Origin of the sequence: Corynebacterium sp. HMSC063A05 (assembly GCF_001809695.1) — a bacterium.
GTDB classification, from domain to species: Bacteria; Actinomycetota; Actinomycetes; order Mycobacteriales; family Mycobacteriaceae; genus Corynebacterium; species Corynebacterium amycolatum.
The window spans coordinates 180,853-197,292 of the sequence record NZ_KV798496.1 but is presented as its reverse complement, the minus strand read 5'-3'; the positions used below and the strand labels follow the sequence as shown (position 1 = coordinate 197,292).

The following is a 16,440-nucleotide window of genomic DNA, read 5'->3' as shown; positions in this document are numbered from 1 at the left end:
TTCAGGCCGAAACTCAGGTCACTGAAAACCGTGCAGCACGGGCAATTCCTATGCGATTGTCTTCTATTCGGGTGGATTCGGGATTAGCCCTGCCACTTCAGCCAAACGGCGGTGTTGGCCGGCAGCACCAAATCAATCGAGTGAGCCTGGCCGTTCCAACCGTGCTCGACCGCGGTTACCGTACCGTTTTCACCGTAGCCGGAGCCCTCGTAACGTGATGCATTTGTGTTCAGAATCTCCGTCCATTGACCACCGCGCGGTACGCCAATCTTGTAGATTTCCTGCGTGGTTCCCGACAGGTTATAGACGCAGGCGACGACCGAGCCATCGGTGCCGTAACGGACAAAGGACACAACATTGTTTGTGGAATCATCCGCGTTAATCCACTGGAATCCCTCTGGGCGGTCATCCTGGGTGTAGAACGCCGGGTTTTCCTTGTAGATGGCGTTGATGTCCTTAACCAGCAGCTGAATGCCGCGGTGGAATTCGCCGCCCCAACCTTCGAGGTTGTCCCAAGCCACGGACTCATCGTGGTTCCACTCGTGGTTCTGGCCAAGATCCTGACCCTGGAATAGAAGCTGCTTGCCCGGGTGCGCCCACATGAAGGTCAGGAAAGTACGCAGGCCTGCGGCCTTATCCCAGTCACCGCCCGGCATGCGCTCCCACAGCGAGCCCTTGCCGTGCACGACCTCGTCGTGGCTAATCGGCAGAATGAACTCTTCCGAGTAAGCGTAGACCATAGCGAAGGTGAGCTCATGGTGGTGGTAGGAGCGGTAAATCGGCTCCTTGCTGAAGTACTCCAGCGTGTCATTCATCCAGCCCATGTTCCACTTCATAGAGAAGCCCAAGCCACCGTGTTCGGTAGGTGCGGTCACACCCGGCCAGGAAGTAGATTCTTCGGCCACGGTGAGGAAGCCCGGGTTGTGCTTGTGCACAGTGGCGTTGAATTCCTGCAGGAACTGAACAGCATCGAGGTTTTCACGGCCGCCATACTGGTTCGGTAGCCACTCGCCTTCATTGCGGGAGTAGTCCAGGTACAGCATGGAAGCCACTGCGTCGACGCGCAGACCATCGATGTGGAATTCTTCCGCCCAGTACAGCGCGTTGGCGTAGAGGAAGTTGCGCACCTCGTTGCGGCCGAAGTCGAAAACGTAGGTACCCCAGTCGCGCTGCTCGCCGCGGCGCCAGTCCGGGTGCTCGTAGCAAGCCGTGCCATCGAAACGGGCAAGTGCGAACTCGTCCTTCGGGAAGTGCCCCGGAACCCAGTCCATGATGACACCGATGCCAGCGGCGTGGAAGGCATCAACCAGACCGCGGAACTGATCTGGGGTGCCGAAGCGGCTGGTCGGAGCGTAGTAGCCGGAAACCTGATAACCCCAGGAACCGGTGAACGGGTGCTCACATACTGGCATGAACTCCACATGGGTGTAGCCCATGTCGACCACGTAGCGCACCAGCTTCTCCGCCATAACTTCGTAGCTCAGGCCCTGTTTCCAGGAACCCAAGTGGACCTCGTAGATAGAGATGGGCTCTTCGGCCCAGTCTGTGTTAGCGCGCTTTTCCATCCACGCTTGGTCGCCCCAGGTGTAGTCGGAGGTCGCAACGATCGATCCGGTAGCTGGTGGCAGTTCCGCAGCACGCGCCATCGGGTCGGCCTTATCGCGGCGCTGTCCCTCCGGTGTTGTGATGGCGAACTTGTAGACATCGCCCTCACCAACACCCGGGATGAACAGTTCCCAGATACCTGCGCCACCCATAGAGCGCATTGGGTACTGCGCACCGTTCCACATACAGAAGTCACCGACCACGGCGACGCCGCGTGCGTTCGGAGCCCAGACCGTAAACGAGGTGCCTTCGACCGTACCCAGCTCGGTGTCGTAACTGCGAAGGTGAGCACCGAGGACCTTCCACAGTTCCTCATGACGTCCCTCGCCGATTAGGTGCAGGTCACCAGCGCCAATAGTGGGGAGGAAACGGTAGCCGTCGGCACGCTCTACGGTTTCGCCGGAGTCCCACGTAATACGCAGGCGGTAGTCGAAGTCATCGCCGCCTGGGACGAGGGCGGTAAAGAAACCGTCGCCCAGGTTTTCCGCCTCAAATTCGCCGCGAGTGCTGACGATAGTAACTGTCTGAGCGCCGAAGACCCTCGTGCGAATTACCGTGTCACCGTCCACGACGTGTGCGCCGTAGATGCTGTGCGGATCGTGATGGGTGCAGTAGCGCAGGCGATCCATATCGCCGGAATCAATTGCGAGGCGGGGATCTGTGTGGGCTCCCATGGAAGGTCCTTCCGAAGCGTTTCTAGGTAGGTGAATGTGAAGTTGTTGAGTTCAGTGCTAAAGAAATAGAGGGAGGTAGGGGACAGTGGGCTGCTAACTCACCTGCCAGCCTAACGACGAATCGTTGCGACAGTGGCCAGGTCAGCGGCCCACTAACCCCGAAAGTTCCCAGCAAGCGTTTTAGCCCTCGTAGTCGGGGACGTTGCGCCAAGCCAACTTGTGGCGGAGCTTGACATCGATTTCCGGCAGCTTGATGATGTGCGCGACGTTTTCCCACGGTGCCAGGCGGACGTAGTTGTCCTTGCCCCAGTTGAACTGGTTGCCGGTAATCAGGTCAGTGACATCCATGCGGTCGTGGTTGCGGAGCCCAATGCAATCCATGTCGAGGTGCACGGTAGCTTCCTGGGCATTCCATGGATCGAGGTTGAGAACAACGAGGATGGCATCGCCGGTGACCGGATCGTGCTTCGAGTAAGCCAGCAGGTTGTCATTGTCGATGTCGTGGAAGTGCAGGTTGCGCAGCTGCTGCAGAGCCGGGTGCTCCCGGCGAATCTTGTTCAGCGTGGCAATGAACGGTTCCAGCGAGTTGCCGGTCGCCAGTGCCTGGTCGTAGTCGCGGCTGCGGAGCTGGTACTTCTCGCTGTCGAGGTACTCCTCGGAGCCCTCCTTGACCGGGACATTTTCAAACAGCTCGAAGCCGGAGTACATGCCCCACAGCGGAGAAAGGGTTGAAGCCAGCGCGGCGCGGATAGCGAAGGCGCCACGGCCGCCCTTGACCAGGAAATCATGCAGAATATCTGGGGTATTAACCCATAGGGATGGGCGAGCGATGTCCGCATGGCGGGTAATCTCCTCGCCGAATTCGGTCAGCTCTTCCTTCGTAGTCTTCCACGGGAAGTAGATGTAGGACTGAGTGAAGCCAGCTTTGGCCAGGCCGTAGAGACGGGCCGGGGCAGTGAAGGCCTCGGCGAGGAAGATGACCTCCGGGTTGGTTTCGTGAACCGTTTCAATCAGCCATTCCCAGAAGTTGCCCGGCTTGGTGTGGGGGTTGTCCACGCGGAAGACCTTGACTCCACGCTTGACCCAAAACTTCACTACACGCAGAACCTCTGCGTACAGGCCCTTGGCATCGTTGTCGAAGTTCAGCGGGTAGATGTCCTGGTACTTCTTCGGCGGATTCTCGGCGTAGGCAATGGTGCCGTCCGGCAGCACAGTGAACCACTCCGGGTGAGCCTTAGCCCACGGGTGGTCCGGTGCACACTGCAGCGCTAGGTCGATAGCGACCTCTAGATCGCGCTCCTTAGCAGCCTTGATGAACTCCTTGAAGTCCTTTTCGTCACCGAGGCTCGGGTGGATGGCGTCGTGGCCACCTTCTGCGGAGCCGATAGCCCACGGAGAACCGACATCGCCCGGTTCCGGGGTCAGGGTGTTGTTGCGACCCTTGCGGTTGATTTCACCGATTGGATGAATCGGTGGCAGATAGACCGTGTCGAAGCCCATGCGCTGTGCGCGATCAAGCTGTGCAACCGCGGTCTTGAACGTGCCGTGCAGCAGCTCGCCGTTTTCGCCGTAACCACCGTTAGAACGGGGGAAGAACTCGTACCAAGAGGAGTACAGGGCTTCGCGGCGGTCAACCTTGATTTTGCGGGTTTTTCCGCGGGTCAATAGGTCGCGTACCGGGTGCGCCTGCAAAATGGCGCGGGTCTCGTCGGAAAGCGCGGCTGCGATGCGGGCGCGAAGATCGCCGTCGCCGCGCAGACCTGCGGCGATGGAACGTAGGTGGTTGCGGTGGATAGCAGCGGCACCAGCGGCGGCGCGGTCGAAGAGAGCGGCACCAATTTCTAGATCATTAGAAAGCTCAGCTTCGCTCTGACCGGCCTCGAACTTCTTGGTGATAGCGTTGCGCCATGTTGCCATCGGGTCTGACCAGGCATCAATGCGAATGGTCCACAGTCCGGGGACGTCTGGGACGAAGGTGGCATTGACCTGATTTAGATCGTGGTCAGAAAAGTGCATTGGAATGCGCTGTGAGCGGGAAGCAAAAGCTGATTCCTTCGGCCCCTTAACGTTGAGCGTAGCGTTCATCGCGTCGTGGCCTTCTCGCCAAATGACGGCGAAGGTTGGGACGACTTCACCCACTACGGCCTTCGATGGAGTTGCACCACCGTTGATTTGAGGACGGATGTCATCAATACCGATTCGACCAGTCATAAAAGACGTTCTCCTAATTGTCGGCGAGCTAGGTGAAAATCGAAGCAAAAGCCATCTCGAGTGAACTCGATTTGCTCTCTACCGAGGATAGTTGAGAATGTCCGAGCGCACATTTGGGCAAAGTTAGGGCACCATGGATGTGTGGCTGAATTGGAAGAAGACTTTAACGAAGATCTGTTAATCGACTTTCGCGACGTACACCTCATCCGTGGTGGCCGTACGCTGGTCGGGCCGGTGGATTGGCAAGTAGAACTTGACGAGCGCTGGGTCATCATGGGGCCGAACGGTGCAGGCAAGACTTCTTTAATGCGCATTGCCGCAGCGGAGGAGTTCCCGTCTTCAGGGGTGGCCCATGTGATGGGAGAGCAGATTGGTCGCACCGACATGCGTGATTTGCGCACCATGATCGGTTTGACGTCGTCGTCGATTGCTCACCGCATACCCAATGATGAAAAGGTCGCGGACCTTGTTATTTCCGCCAGTTACTCCGTCTTGGGCCGCTGGCGTGAGACCTATGAAGAGATGGATTTCGAACAGCTCTCCGAGATTCTCGAGCGCATGGGAGCTGAGCATCTTGCCGACCGCACCTGGGGAACTCTCAGTGAGGGAGAGCGAAAGCGCGTGCTCATCGCACGAGCCATGATGGTCAACCCTGAATTGCTGCTTCTCGACGAGCCGGGCGCTGGGCTCGACCTGGGCGGTCGTGAAGACCTGGTCGGTTACTTAGGCGAACTCGCGCTCGACCCGGATGCGCCGGCGATGGTGATGATTACGCACCACCCGGAAGAGATTCCGTACGGCTTCACCCATGCGATGCTCCTTGACGAAGGCAATGTCATTGCACAGGGGCTTATTGACGACGTCCTGACCAGTGAGAACCTGACCAAGGCTTTCCACCAGGAAATCGTCGTCGATCGCATCGATGATCGCTACTTTGCGCGCCGGGCACGGCCTGCTGGAAAGCACCGGAAGAAGTAGACGCTCATGGCGGTTCCGACACCTGAAACTCCGAATACGCCCGCGTCGCCGAAACTGGCAGCGACTGTATTGCTGCTCCGTGACACCCACTGCGGGCTCGAGGTCTACGTTCAAGAACGTGTATCCTCAATGCGCTTTGCGGCCAATATGACCGTGTTTCCCGGCGGTGGAGTAGACCGACGTGATTTCCCCGCTGTCGCGAATGAGGGCATGACCGTGACTGAGCCGTCGGAAGCCGCCCCCGAGTCGCGGATTGCACAGGCTTTTAACGTCGACCGCGCGCGGGCGCACGCGCTCACCTGCGCGGCCGTGCGTGAGACCTTTGAGGAAACAGGCACTCTGTTGGTTCGCGATGCTGGCGGTGAGATTGTCGCAGATGGCCACTGCTTCCACCGTCAGCGACGACAGTTGGAAGCCCACGAGTTGTCATTGACGGATTTCCTTAGCAATGAAAATCTGGTGCTCGATGCCGAACTCGTCAGTCCTTGGGCTAACTGGGTGACACCCGAGTCCAACCCCATTCGCTACGACACCTATTTCTTCCTCGCCGCGCTTCCCGACGGTCAAAGGGCCGACGGTGACACCTCTGAGGCGTCATCTTCGGGTTGGTTCCGCCCGACTACGATTTTGGATGGATGGCGCCGTGGGTTACTTGGCCTCATGCCTCCGACCTGGGCGCAACTGACTCGCTTGGACGGTGTCAGTACTGTGGCGGAGGCTCTCGAGGCAGCTAGAAACACTCCGGTGCGACGCACCAGTAGTGACTTCCTCGGGGAACCTTTTATGGATGAGTACTTTGCCGTTGCCACCCACATGGGGCATTTGCGAAAAGGTATGAACCGTTAATCGACTACTCAACCCCGCTAATCGGCTAACCCCTAATTGGAAGGAGATAACGAGTGTCCCTGTCCGCTGCAGAGGTGGCCGCTGTTGCGGCTCACCCGGAGTGGCTAGATGAGGCCGACCAACTCGCGCTTACTAAAAAGTCTCTGATTGCAGACTCCGCGCATCTACGCGGGCACTGTGGCGAGTTTGGTCGCGCGGTCATTGAAGTCGCAACAGCTCGGCGTTCGGCGGTCAGCAAACTGCCAGGGGACTGGATTTTCTCTTCCGAAGCAGCGCAACAGGCCACGCCCTTTGTCGTCGCGCTGGCTCGCGCTCGTAGGCTTTCGCATCTCGGTGTCGAAGCAGTGGCCGATGTGACCTGCTCCATTGGTACTGAAGTGGCAGCGATTGACCACGAGGGTCTGACCGTTGTCGGGTCTGATCTCGACCTTGCACGGCTGGACATGGCGCGGCATAACGTCGGCAAGAACATCTTCGCGCAGGCCGATGCTTTGCAACCGGCCTTTGACGTACCTGTCATTGTCGCTGACCCTGCACGCCGTTCCGGTGGGCGTAGGATCACCAACCCGGAGGATTTGCTCCCGTCGCTGCCGGCGCTCATAGCCGCCTGGCCAGATAGAGAACTAGCTATCAAATGCGCGCCGGGGCTCGACTTCAGCGAGTGGAGCGGGGAAGTAGCTGTCACTTCGGTTGACGGTGCGGTCAAGGAGGCGTGTCTATATACGCCGGGGCTGGTCAGAGTTACCGAGGGGCAATCCGTAACGCGGTCGGCGATGGTTGTCCAGACCGTCGATAAGCACAGGCCGTTAGAGTTGTCGGCGGTGAACGTGCAGACATACGACGACACCATGCCTGACGACATCGACGTACGGGCGGCCGGTCGGTACATCATTGACCCGGACGGAGCAATCGTGCGCGCCGGGCTGGTGCGGCATTTTGCGGCGGCACATGGGCTGTGGCAGCTCGATGAACGGATTGCGCATCTTAGCGGTGATGCGTTGCCACAGGGCATTGCCGGGTTTGAAGTTATTGAGCAAGTGAGCTTGAAGCAGGTTCGCAAGGCGCTGGCGGCGTTGGATTGCGGGACGGCGGAGATTCTCGTGCGCGGTGTGGATGTGAACCCTGACGTGTTGCGCAAGCAGTGGAAGCTGAAAGGTGCCAGGGCATTGGCGGTGGTGATCACGCGTATTGGGCGGAGCGCGACGGCGTTTATCTGTGAGCCTCGAGAGGTCGGTTAAGGACCGCGTTACGACGGAAAATTGGTGGGGGTAGCCTGTTGGGGATCGGTGTTTGCTGTTGGCGAATACCACGGAGACAACTGCGATCGGTTGCGTATTATTAACCTCTGACATGCGGAAATGACATGTTAGCGGGTGGGGTGGGCTCGTGGCGTGAGAAAAAATTTAAAAAAATAACGACATTGTTATCTGGATCACCTTCGCATTCCCGACAGGTTCTGTTATCTTCAACACAGACGACCTAGAGCGTGGCCTGGTTCACTTTATTGTGAGGTGGCTTGCGAAGTAAGGTCAGATAAACGTTCACCAGTAATCAACCAGTAAGGACGACAGAAAAATGCCGAACATTGTGGTTCTGGTCAAGCAGGTTCCGGACACCTGGTCCGAGCGTAAGCTCACCGACGACAAGTTTGTCCTCGATCGTGAGTCTGCAGACGCAGTTCTCGACGAAATTAATGAGAACGCTGTTGAGGCTGCCCTGCAGCTGAAGGAAGAACACGGCGGTAACGTTACCGTCGCAACTGTTGGCCCGGATCGTGCCATCGAGGCACTGCGCAAGGCTCTGTCCATGGGTGCTGACGACGCCGTCATTCTTTCGGACGACGCACTTGAGGGCTCTGACGCAGTCCAGACTGCATGGGCTCTGTCTAATATCATTGACACCCTCGAGGATGTTGACCTCATCATCACCGGTAACGCCTCCACTGACGGCGGCACCGGTTCCGTCCCGGCTGTCCTCGGTGTCTACCGCGACCTCCCGGTTCTGACTCACCTGCGCTCTGTGGCTATCGAGGGTGACTCCATCACAGGTGAGCGCGAGGTTGAAGACGGCATCTACCAGCTCAAGGCATCCCTGCCGGCAGTCGTCTCCGTCACTGAGAAGGCAAACAGCCCGCGCTTCGCATCCTTCAAGGGCATCATGGCCGCTAAGAAGAAGCCGGTCACCGAGCTGACCCTGGACGATGTTGCTGCTGAGGCAGAGCAGGTTGGTCTCGAAAACGCTGCTACCGGTGTCACTGGCTCCACTCCGAAGCCTGCTAAGACCGCTGGTGAGCGCATTAACGATGAGGGAGACGGCGGCGCCAAGCTGGCCGAGTACCTCAAGGCCCAGAAGTTCATCTAAGGCGCTTGACGCGAATAGAAGACAAATAGAGATACAAGTAGGAGAAAGATCACTATGACCGACGTCCTCGTTCTCGTCGAGCACGCAAATGGCGAGCTGAAGAACACCACCGCTGAACTGCTGACTGCTGCTTCCGCATTCGGCACCCCGGCCGCAGTTGTCGTGGGCACCCCGGGTACCGCTGCTGGCTTTGCAGAGACCCTGGCTTCCTACGGCGCTGGCGAGATTCTCGCTGCTGAGTCGGACGATGCCGCTAAGTACCTGATCACCCCTGAGGTTGACGTTCTCGTCGGCCTGGCCTCCGAGCGTGAGGTTCCGGTGCTGGTTTCCGCTTCCGCAACCGGCAAGGAAATCGCTGGCCGCGTTGCAGCACTGACCGGTTCCGGTCTGCTGTCCGACGTTGTTGCCATCAACGACGACGCTTCCGTTAAGTACTCCATCTTCGGTGGCGAGTACATCGTCGACGGTGTCGGCTACGGCGCATCCCCGGTCTACGCTCTGCGCCCGGGTTCCGTTGACCCGGAGGAGAAGTCCGGTTCCGCTGACGTCACTGAGATTGCATTCCCGGAGATCGGCAACAACGCTGTCGAAATCGTTTCCTTCGCACCGGCTGAGGGCGGCGACCGTCCGGAGCTGACCGAGGCTAAGCTGGTTGTTTCCGGTGGCCGCGGTGTCGCATCCGAGGATGGCTTCAAGAACGTTGTGGAGCCGCTGGCAGACGTTCTCGGCGCTGCTGTTGGTGCTTCCCGTGCCGCTGTTGACGCTGGCTACTACCCGGGCCAGTTCCAGGTCGGCCAGACCGGTAAGACCGTTTCCCCGGACCTCTACCTTGCTCTGGGTATCTCCGGTGCAATTCAGCACAAGGCCGGTATGCAGACCTCCAAGACCATCGTCGTGGTCAACAAGGACGAAGAGGCTCCGCTGTTTGAGATTGCTGACTTCGGTGTCGTCGGTGACCTGTTCGACGTTGTCCCGCAGGCTATCGAGAACCTGAAGTAATACGCACTTGCCGTAAGGCTGCTAGCAACTACCCGCTCGGGGTGGGCACAGATTTCCACGTCTGTTCCCGCCCCGACCGTTTTTATATGGGACGGTTTTTATTCGCCACTGATCTCACCCGATGTGGTGAGAGGACCTCGGTGATGGTGCGTAGTGAGTTTTAGGCGTGCCCGGCGTTATACTGCCTGCATGTCTAATGACCGCAATGTTGCCGCTCCGCGTAAAAAGAGTGGCGTGAATTCTTCTGCGAAGACGCGCCACTTTGTGGATCATGCCGCCACCACACCACTGCGCCCAGAAGCACGCACGGCAATGGTCGATAACTTGGGTTTGACCAACCCATCGGGGCAGTACACTACCGCTCGCGTTGCTAAGAAAGTTCTGGAGGAGTCGCGCGAAGAAATAGCGGAGCTGCTTGGTGCCGACCCTATTGAGGTAGTTTTTACCTCTGGAGGCACGGAGGCTGACAATCTGGCAGTTTCCGGCTTGTACTTCAAGGCGACAGGTTCAGACATTGTGGTTCCCCCAATTGAACACGACGCAGTGTTGAAGACCTGTCGTCATTTGGAGAAGGAACACTGGGCGCGAATTGTCCCTGCCCCGGTGGACTCTACGGGAAGGGTGGATTTACAAGCCTTTCCCACGCTGGACAGAAACTCCACTGCACTGGTGACTTGTATGTGGGCCAACAATGAAACAGGGGCTGTACAACCGATTAGTGAGATTTCAGCGCTCGCTAGAAAAACGCGGGTTCCTTTCCACATTGACGCTGTGCAGGCCGCTGGTCATGTGCCTATCGATTTTCATTCTTCGGGTGCCGCGACGATGGCAATCTCAGCCCATAAGTTTGGCGGACCCCGCGGCATCGGAGCGTTATTAGTGCGCCGGGATATAACGCTATGTCCCCACAACAACGGTGGTGGCCAGGAGCGCGGATTGCGTTCCGGTACCCAGGATGTTGCATCGGCAGCGGGGATGGCGGCCGGTTTGCGCGCGGCGGTCTCTGACATGCAAGCCGAACATGACCGGGTCAAGAATCTCACTGAACAGCTGACTCATGCGATTGCCGGCATTGACGGTGCAATCGTGCACACAACTCAGCCGGCATTAGCTGGTCACGTATATGCCAGTTTTCCCGGTGCAGAAGCAGATAGCCTCATTATGCTTTTCGACGCTGCTGGTATCGATTGCTCGACCGGTTCGGCATGTAGTGCAGGCGTTAATCGTCCTTCTCATGTGCTCTCAGCCATGGGCGTGAGTGAGCCCGAGGCGCGTTCTGCCATCCGCTTTACGCTGGGGTGGACCTCGACGCAGGACGATGTCGATGCCGTTATCGCAGCACTGCCCGAAACAGTGATGCGAGCACGCAAGGCCGGCATGGCGTAGTAGTTGTTTGGTCTCACGGGCGCGGGGCCACTACGGCGGATCACTACAGGTCCGCTCAACGATGGTACGGTGACACGAGCTTTCCAACGGTGGCAAAACTAGGTGTACAAATCACAGAAAGGATTCACTATGCGTGTTTTGGCGGCTATGAGTGGTGGCGTCGATTCTTCGGTGGCAGCTGCTCGCGCATTGGCAGCAGGACACGAGGTTGTGGGTGTGCACTTAGCCCTGTCGAAGGATCCGCAGTCCGTTCGCGCTGGCTCCCGGGGTTGCTGTTCACTGGAAGACTCCGGCGACGCGCGACGGGTATGCGACGAATTGGGGATTCCGTTCTATGTATGGGACTTCTCCGAGCGCTTCAAAGAAGAGGTCATGGACGACTTCTACGACTCATACGAACGTGGCGAAACCCCCAACCCCTGCCTGCGCTGCAACGAACGGATTAAGTTCGCAGCCCTGTTGGAACGCGGTCTGGCGCTCGGCTTCGACGCGGTGGTGACTGGTCACTACGCTTTGCTTGGCGACGATGGTCTGTTGCGCCGTGGCCGCGATATGAAAAAGGATCAGTCCTACGTCCTTGGAGTGCTCGACCGTGAGCAACTCAACCACTCCCTTTTCCCGGTCGGCGATACTGAAAAGCCCGAGATCCGCGAAGAAGCGCGCGATATGGGGCTGGGCACGGCAAATAAGCCAGATTCTTACGATATTTGTTTCATTCCGGATGGGAATACCCAGGCTTTTCTGGGCGCTAAAATTGGGCGTCGGCCGGGCCTTATCGTTGATAAGGAGAGCGGCGATACCGTCGCTGAGCACGATGGTGTTTATGGGTTCACCATCGGCCAGCGCAAAGGCATTGGCCTGCCCGGGCCTATGGCTGACGGCAAGCCACGCTATGTCACTGGAATCGATGCGGATACCGCAACGGTGACCATTGGCACTGCCGAAGATCTGAAGGTCAATGTGCTGCAGGCGGACCGAGCTATTTGGTTGGTTGAGCCTTCGGAGGTTGTGGCAGCGGCAGATGCAGGGAAACTACAGGTGCAGGTACGTGCCCACGGTCAGCCTGTGGACTGCACTGTCGACGTTAAGGCAGGTCCAGAGGATGCACTCACCGGCCGAGGTGGTGCTTTTGAGCTAAAGCTCTCCGAGCCGCTTCGCGGTATCGCTCCAGGCCAGGCGGCGGTGCTGTATCACGCTGATCCGGCCGGAGACTATGTGCTCGGTTCTGGCACGATTATTGCTACTTGTTAATTCCTCATTCAGGAGAGCGCGTTTACCGTGACATCTTTTGTCGGCTTAGGCCCCATGCCGGGTATCGATCCCCGTGCAGCAGCAGAGATCATTATAGGTGAATGCTTGGACGGACATGTAGCGCTGCCGCTACTTCCTGCGCGCGGCCTCGGTGCTGATTTGATTGGCCGCACGGCTGTACTCATGGCCGACCTGAACGTGGATAGGGGAGCGCGCAGCTGGAAGATAGCTGACAGAGTCGGCCGGCTTCAATCCCGGGCCCGTGATTTCCTCGCTCGAGACATTGATGCCTGCGAAGAACTGTGGGAAACGGCGCCTCAGCTGGTTCGCCTGGTAGCAGCTGGCCCCTGGACTATGGCAGCTTCCGTGGAAACTGCCGGTGGCAGGTTAGTGGCAACAGACCCTGGTGCAGTTTCCTACTTCGCCGAATCTCTGGCTGCTGGCCTCATCGACCAGGCTGCCGATGTGCGACGTCGCTTTGATTGCGCCGTGGAAGTCCTTCTCGTTGAGCCGATGCTCAGTGCAGTTGCCAGCGGGACAGTACGCGCCCCTTCAATGATGCTTGGTATCAACGGCTACCTTCCAGCTGTCGGATCGCGTGAGATCGCCGAAGAGTACCGCCGTCTCACGTCCGAATTGCTTAACGATGGAATCGAGACCGCAATCGCCGTGGAGAAAATTGAGGGTGTGGAGCTCAGCGCAATTGCAGACTCCGGTGTTACCGGGCTGTGGATTCCGCATACTGAACTCTCGACGAATGCAAACCTGGACTTTGTTGCTGCGGCGGTCGATAAGGGAATAGAGCTGCAGCTTGGCATCGTGCCCGTGCATGTAGCGGAGCGGGAAGAGTTTACCGGAGCAGCTATCGGTAGCTCTCCGCGTGGAGTAGCTGAGCAGGCTGCACGGTTGTGGGAGGAATTGGGGTATTCCCACCAGAACCGCGCAAGCAAACTCTCCATTGCCCCAGTGTCAGGGTTTGCGCACAGCGACATTGATGAAACTATTGCTCAGCTTCGTGCGGGTCGGGAGACAGCTGAGTTGATGCGTCGCGCTGCGGGGGATTTGTAGCCTGCGCGGTAGCGGAGACCAATATCGCTTCCACAGCTTCTTCATGCCACGCAATGTAGGTATCCAACTGTTCGTCGTTAAGCGAAAGTGCCTCTACGGCAGTGACGGCGGAGTTGACAATGTTTTGGATTGTGCGTGCGACGAGATAGCCCTGAGATTCGGCGAGGCTGTCGAGCTTAGTGATTGCCACGACGAGAATGTCATGCAGTTCCGAGTGAATCGCACCGATTTCGCGCTGTGCATCTTGGTGAAAGTGGTAGGAAAAGACAGCGGTGCGCCACGCGTGCTTTGAGTCGCTGGCCATACTGATGTTGGCGCGGACAAATGCGCGAGCTGCGGAAATAGGGTCCTTTGCCTCTTTCACGGAAGTGCCGACGGTGGCTTTCCATTCGGGGAAGTCGCGTAGGACCAACGCTGCGACCAGATCATCGACAGTGTTGTAGTAGCGATAAAAACTGGACCGAGCAATTCCGGCTTCCTTTGCAATCTCACCCACCTTAAGGGGTGCCTCGATGTCGCTAAGTGTTTGTTTTGCGAGCAGGCTGCTAGCGGCATCCATCAGCTTTTCATTGACTTGTCGACGGTGTTCGACAACGGTGGCCGCAGAAATTCTAGGCATGGCGAAATCCTCGGATTCTGAGAAGAAATGGAGCGTTCGTTTCTCTGATTTTATAAGTCACGGTGTTCTCATAATCTCAGGAACTGGAGACAATCCACAAGAAAATGCAGATAATCACCTAGAAAGGACACCCGCGTCATGTATCGGCGATTCAACGCCGCTTTATTTGGCACTAAACGACGCATGTGGCTCACCATCGTCGTGTCGTTGCTGGTAGTGGGGCTTCTGTCAGCAGTAGCGCCCTCTGTGGAGGACGTAAAGACGAATTCCGGCGACGGTCCGTCGGAAACTGCGCAGTCAATGGAAGCGAAGAAGCGTCTCCGTGAGGCATTTCCCACCGAGCCAAATCTTCTGCCTGCCGTCGTAGTGTTGACCTCAGACTCGGCAAAGACCACTGAGAAAGCCGCGCACGACGTTCTCGCTGATTTAGCTGAGCGGGACGGGGGTTTTACTCGGGCGCCGATTAGCCCCGTGTGTACCAGCTTGGGAAGCCAGGTGCTTCGTGAAGGCAAGTGTATCCCGGGTTCACCGGAAGGAACCCGCAGCGAGGATGGAAAGACCGTAACCATCGTTGTCCCCACGGTGGGCGATGCTACTGAGAAGTCCTACCGCGATGACATTGATGCACTGCGCGAGGATATCGCCGCCATTGCAGATAATGCTGACAAATCCGGCAACGTGGAAACTCACCTCACCGGCCCAGCGGGCATCGTCACCGATACCGTGAAGGTCTTTTCCTCTGGTGACCGGGTGCTCATGCTCGGAACCATTCTTTTGGTGCTAGTTATTTTGCTACTAGTTTATCGTTCGCCAGTACTCGCGGTCCTGCCGTTGATGGCCGTTGGTGTTGCAATGCAGCTGGTACAGAGCGTCGGCGCGTTGCTCGCAGATACCGGTGCCATTGAGATCAGCTCGCAGACCGCATCGATTATGACAGTGTTGCTCTTCGGTGTCGGTACTGACTATGCGGTGATTATCAATGCCCGCTACCGTGAAGCACTGGCTACCCAGCGAGAAAAGGAGCAAGAGCTGGACCGTAATGCTGCAATGGTGGATGCAATGGGGCGTACTGGCGAGGTTCTCGCTAGCTCCGCAGGCACCATCATCCTGGCAATGATGGCGCTGCTATTCACCAAGTCGCCCGCGTTGCAAGGCTTCGGCCCGTATCTCGCTATCGGTGTCGCTTCAATGGCCATCGTTGCTGCCGTGTTCCTGCCGGCGTTGTTCATTGCGGTGGGCAAGGCTGCATTCTGGCCGGGCGGATATGACAAGGCACTCCAGCGAGTCGACTCGAAGATGTGGACGAAGGTCGCCAATACCGTCGACAAGAAGCCAAAGGCTGTTCTAGCCGCAGGCCTGGCACTGCTGATTGTGATGTCGCTGGGGGTCTTGAATTACAAGGAGTCTTTCAACTTCCTCACTGGCTTCCGCGTGGATACCGACTCGGCGGCGGGGCAGGAGCTTGCGGCCCGCGATATTGGTGCGGGCGAAATTGCCCCGACTACCTTGCTTATCGAAGGGAAGAATCTCGACTTGCCGCAGCTGCAGCAGGCCGCTGAAGAGGTGGCAAAGAAGGATTCTGCGGATATCGCCCGAATTAGTGTCACTGCCCGTGATGTCACCGATGACGGTGAGACGGCACACATGACTGTTGTGCTCAATCAGGATCCATACATCATAGAATCCATGGAAGCTCTGGAACCCATCAGCAATGATGTGCGCGATGCACTGAAGACGGCTGGTGCTTCCGCAGACACGACAGTGACTGCCACGGGCGAAACCGCTGAGCTTAGCGACGTCCGCGCTGAGCTCGATCGCGATATCAAGATGCTGGTGCCAGTGATGATTGTCATCGTGGCAATTGTGTTGGCAGTGCTACTCAAATCCCTACTAGCGCCGCTGTACTTGGCAGCGACACTGTTGCTGTCGTTCGTCGCCACGATGGGGGTAACCGTCCTAATTGCACTGAATATTCAGGGAGATGAGGGCATTGGTAACCGCGTGACTTCCTACATTCTGGTGTTCTTGATTGCACTGGGGGTGGACTACACCATCTTTGTGATGAGTAGGCTGCGGCAGGAGCTGAAGCACCACGATATGCGTGCGGCAATGAAGATTGCCGTTGCCCGAACTGGCGGCGTGGTTTCATCGGCAGGTCTGATTCTGGCAGCTACCTTCGCAGTGCTGATGACGCAGCCAATCCGTGAGCTCTACCAGTTCGGTTTGGGCCTGGCACTTGGTATTTTGCTGGATACCTTCGTGGTCCGCCCCTTCATTGTCCCGGCCATTGTCCGCCTGATTGGTGACAATGCACTGTGGCCAACAAAGCCGAGCAAGTTGCTCGCCGAATCAAAGGAACAGCCGCGGGCAGAAATAGTGTCAGCCGAACACTAGTGGGCAGTGGCTAACCAGCCCTTCCGTGTGCAAGTACGGTGAGCCGAC

At 57.8% G+C, this 16,440-nt stretch carries 12 protein-coding genes; 9 read left to right on the top strand and 3 right to left on the bottom strand.

All coding sequences use genetic code 11. From position 1 onward, the window contains the following. Positions 1–83 precede the first annotated feature (83 nt). Both glgB and HMPREF2651_RS02595 read right to left on the bottom strand, forming a co-directional pair. Complete coding sequence (gene glgB / locus HMPREF2651_RS02600) at positions 84–2,279, bottom strand: 1,4-alpha-glucan branching protein GlgB (RefSeq protein WP_049181166.1); 2,196 nt, start codon at positions 2,277–2,279, stop codon at positions 84–86. Positions 2,280–2,459: 180 nt separating this feature from the next. Further along, positions 2,460–4,490, bottom strand: coding sequence for an alpha-1,4-glucan--maltose-1-phosphate maltosyltransferase (locus tag HMPREF2651_RS02595; protein ID WP_049181167.1), 2,031 nt, complete (start codon positions 4,488–4,490; stop codon positions 2,460–2,462). Positions 4,491–4,631: 141 nt separating this feature from the next. On the opposite strand from HMPREF2651_RS02595, the gene HMPREF2651_RS02590 reads away from it, so the two are divergent. From HMPREF2651_RS02590 to HMPREF2651_RS02555, 8 genes are all read left to right on the top strand, one after another. Next, complete coding sequence (locus tag HMPREF2651_RS02590) at positions 4,632–5,468, top strand: ABC transporter ATP-binding protein (protein ID WP_038628508.1); 837 nt, start codon at positions 4,632–4,634, stop codon at positions 5,466–5,468. A gap of 6 nt (positions 5,469–5,474) precedes the next feature. After that, complete coding sequence (locus HMPREF2651_RS02585; RefSeq protein ID WP_038628510.1) at positions 5,475–6,314, top strand: NUDIX hydrolase; 840 nt, start codon at positions 5,475–5,477, stop codon at positions 6,312–6,314. Positions 6,315–6,367: 53 nt separating this feature from the next. Then, positions 6,368–7,552 carry a THUMP-like domain-containing protein gene (locus tag HMPREF2651_RS02580; RefSeq protein ID WP_038628511.1) on the top strand — a complete coding sequence of 395 codons (1,185 nt, stop codon included), beginning with the start codon at positions 6,368–6,370 and terminating at the stop codon, positions 7,550–7,552. 337 nt (positions 7,553–7,889) lie between these two features. Further along, on the top strand, positions 7,890–8,675 hold the full coding sequence (locus tag HMPREF2651_RS02575) for an electron transfer flavoprotein subunit beta/FixA family protein (RefSeq protein ID WP_038628514.1): 786 nt from the start codon (positions 7,890–7,892) through the stop codon (positions 8,673–8,675). Positions 8,676–8,729: 54 nt separating this feature from the next. Beyond that, complete coding sequence (locus HMPREF2651_RS02570; RefSeq protein WP_038628515.1) at positions 8,730–9,674, top strand: electron transfer flavoprotein subunit alpha/FixB family protein; 945 nt, start codon at positions 8,730–8,732, stop codon at positions 9,672–9,674. Between the two features lie 189 nt (positions 9,675–9,863). Continuing rightward, positions 9,864–11,060 (top strand): cysteine desulfurase family protein, encoded by a 1,197-nt coding sequence (locus HMPREF2651_RS02565; protein WP_080972857.1) that lies wholly within the window; start codon positions 9,864–9,866, stop codon positions 11,058–11,060. Positions 11,061–11,189: 129 nt separating this feature from the next. Beyond that, positions 11,190–12,311 (top strand): tRNA 2-thiouridine(34) synthase MnmA, encoded by a 1,122-nt coding sequence (mnmA, locus tag HMPREF2651_RS02560; RefSeq protein ID WP_038628517.1) that lies wholly within the window; start codon positions 11,190–11,192, stop codon positions 12,309–12,311. 27 nt (positions 12,312–12,338) lie between these two features. Continuing rightward, positions 12,339–13,379 (top strand): uroporphyrinogen decarboxylase/cobalamine-independent methonine synthase family protein, encoded by a 1,041-nt coding sequence (locus HMPREF2651_RS02555; protein ID WP_049181168.1) that lies wholly within the window; start codon positions 12,339–12,341, stop codon positions 13,377–13,379. Here the strand turns inward: HMPREF2651_RS02555 and HMPREF2651_RS02550 are convergent. Next, positions 13,312–13,998, bottom strand: a complete 687-nt coding sequence (locus HMPREF2651_RS02550; protein ID WP_052155599.1) for a TetR/AcrR family transcriptional regulator — start codon at positions 13,996–13,998, stop codon at positions 13,312–13,314. The genes HMPREF2651_RS02555 and HMPREF2651_RS02550 overlap by 68 nt on opposite strands. A 183-nt stretch (positions 13,999–14,181) precedes the next feature. Between HMPREF2651_RS02550 and HMPREF2651_RS02545 the strand changes: the two genes are divergently transcribed. Beyond that, positions 14,182–16,392 carry an MMPL family transporter gene (locus tag HMPREF2651_RS02545; protein ID WP_246815689.1) on the top strand — a complete coding sequence of 737 codons (2,211 nt, stop codon included), beginning with the start codon at positions 14,182–14,184 and terminating at the stop codon, positions 16,390–16,392. Positions 16,393–16,440 lie beyond the last annotated feature (48 nt).